Origin of the sequence: Nocardioides sp., assembly GCF_035429765.1 — a bacterium.
GTDB lineage: Bacteria > Actinomycetota > Actinomycetes > Propionibacteriales > Nocardioidaceae > Nocardioides.
The window spans coordinates 1-1,688 of the sequence record NZ_DAOMFK010000339.1; the positions used below are offsets into that span (position 1 = coordinate 1).

A 1,688-nucleotide genomic window follows, 5' to 3' on the forward strand; every position below is an offset into this window, starting at 1 on the left:
GCGGTGCTGGAGCTGCTCTACGCCACCGGCATCCGCGTCGGCGAGCTGGTCGGTCTCGACCTGGACGACCTCGATCCCGAGCGGCGGCTGGCGCGCGTGTACGGCAAGGGCCGCAAGGAGCGGATGGTTCCCTACGGGCTTCCCGCCGCCCGGGCCCTGGACCGCTGGGTGCGCGAAGGGCGGCCCTCCCTGCGGGGCGAGGCCTCCCGCGACGCACTGTTCCTGGGCGCCCGCGGGGGCCGGCTCGACCAGCGCGCCGTGCGGACGATGGTGCACCGGCGGGTCGCCGACGTTCCCGGGGCCCCCGACATCGGTCCGCACGGGCTCCGGCACAGCGCAGCCACCCACCTGCTGGAGGGTGGTGCGGACCTGCGCAGCGTCCAGGAGCTGCTCGGCCACGCCTCGCTGGCGACCACCCAGCTCTACACCCACGTCACCACCGACCGACTGCGCCGGGCCTACCAGCAGGCGCACCCCAGGGCCTGAGCCAGCGGTCGCCACCAGCGCTGCAGGACAGGCCACCGGGTCGCCGGCGCCGGCTGCCACAGCGGCAATAGCCGCACCGGCCCGGCACCGACCAGCTCCAGCGGGTCCAGGTAGGTGTCTGCGCGGAGCCACCCCCAGTGCAGGCACGCGAGTGGGAGGCAGTGTGACCCGGCCAGCTGGAGAGCCGCGAGCGGATCCCCGGCGGACACCAGCTCGCCCACCCGCACCAGCGCCTCGACCGGCTCGTACGTCGTCCGCGTCGTGCCGTGCCCGACCACGACGACCCCGCGACCCGCCAGCACCCCGGCGTACCGCACCTGCCCATCCAGGGCGGCAACCACCAGCTGCCCCACCGAGCCGGCGAGATCCACGCCGCGGTGCCCGGTACCCCACGGACTCTCCGGGGGGTCGAACCAGCCGACGACGCGGGGGGTGGGGCGCAGCGGCCACACGCCGGCCGGGTCGGTCGCGGCCCGGGCGGGCCCGGCCCCGAGGGCCGCAGAGACGAGCAGGAGGACCAGCAGCAGCGACGGGGGAGCGGGACGCAGGGACATGCCCGCCATCGTGCTCGACGCGCGGCGGCCTCCGGGCCGGGCGAACCCGCTCCTGTGGACCGGCGGGGCAACGCGTCCGGCTGTGGACGAGGTGGGCCGGATTCGCCGGCATCCAGGCCGGTCGACTAGCATGCCCTCAGCGGTCCCCGCATGTCGGGGATCGACTTCGCACGCACACAGACCGCGACGGGCTCCTCAGCCTCCTGGAGAGTCCGGCCACCCGTGGGCGACGATCCTCGGTCCCGGCCCCGGCCGGGTGGGGTCGCGCGTGGGCGTCAGGGCAGCCGGCCCCGCCGGTTGCGGCAACTGAAAACCCAGGGTCCGACCCAAGCCCCGGCTGCGCAGGCTGCCGGGTCACCTGCGGCGCGGTCCCGTCACCCAGGAGAGTCCCATGGCAGTCGTCACCATGCGCCAGCTGCTCGAGAGCGGCGTGCACTTCGGGCACCAGACCCGGCGCTGGAACCCGAAGATGAAGCGCTTCATCATGACCGAGCGCAACGGCATCTACATCATCGACCTGCAGCAGTCCCTCGCCTACATCGACCGCTCCTACGCCTTCATCAAGGAGACCGTGGCCAAGGGCGGCTCGGTGATGTTCGTCGGCACCAAGAAGCAGGCCCAGGAGGCGATCGCCGAGCAGGCGACCCG

General features: G+C 74.1%; 3 protein-coding genes. 2 read left to right on the forward strand and 1 reads right to left on the reverse strand.

What is annotated here, in order from left to right; translation table 11 throughout:
- A partial coding sequence (locus tag PLP61_RS16985) for a tyrosine-type recombinase/integrase (protein ID WP_324503982.1) occupies positions 1-486 on the forward strand: 486 nt, incomplete at its 5' end.
- Here PLP61_RS16985 and PLP61_RS16990 read toward each other — a convergent pair.
- A complete protein-coding gene (locus PLP61_RS16990; RefSeq protein ID WP_324503983.1) occupies positions 459-1,040 on the reverse strand; it encodes a M23 family metallopeptidase in 582 nt (193 codons plus the stop codon). The two genes, PLP61_RS16985 and PLP61_RS16990, sit on opposite strands and share 28 nt — an antisense overlap.
- A gap of 391 nt (positions 1,041-1,431) precedes the next feature.
- Here PLP61_RS16990 and rpsB point away from each other — a divergent pair.
- A partial coding sequence (gene rpsB, locus PLP61_RS16995) for a 30S ribosomal protein S2 (RefSeq protein ID WP_324503984.1) occupies positions 1,432-1,688 on the forward strand: 257 nt, incomplete at its 3' end.

Coding starts and splice junctions, on each gene's coding strand:
- PLP61_RS16990 (WP_324503983.1), bottom strand. CDS start 1,040: ATGTCCCTGCGTCCCGCTCCCCCGTCGCTGCTGCTGGTCCTCCTGCTC.